The organism is Herbaspirillum sp. WGmk3 (genome assembly GCF_023952535.1).
Classification (GTDB): domain Bacteria; phylum Pseudomonadota; class Gammaproteobacteria; order Burkholderiales; family Burkholderiaceae_D; genus Herbaspirillum; species Herbaspirillum huttiense.
The window spans coordinates 1-272 of sequence record NZ_JAKYWT010000062.1 but is presented as its reverse complement, the minus strand read 5'-3'; the positions used below and the strand labels follow the sequence as shown (position 1 = coordinate 272).

Annotated in this window: 1 protein-coding gene; it reads right to left on the bottom strand. The window is 44.5% G+C overall.

Going from position 1 to position 272, the window contains the following annotated elements:
* Positions 1 to 64: 64 nt before the first annotated feature.
* The coding region (locus MKD49_RS25940; RefSeq protein WP_252697732.1) for a hypothetical protein at positions 65 to 272 on the bottom strand (208 nt) is incomplete at its 5' end.

Below are 272 nucleotides of genomic sequence, written 5' to 3'. Positions count from 1 at the left end.
ATTAAGAACGAGAGGCATATTTATTTCCTTGTAAATCTAAGAAAGTTGATCTGAATGCTTAACTTCAGAGGGTAATTTCGACAATGATGCCCTGCTTCTTCAGCAGTTCACGCAGAGTTTCAAACTGAGCATCAGTCAGGTTGGCACCATCCGCATCTTGAGCAACTTGCTTGATGTAGTAGTCTTTCAGTTGTACCGGACCACGCTTAAAGCCAACAGCGTTGAACTCACCAGCAACAATTGCGTTCGGGACGAACGAAGCATTGAAGCCG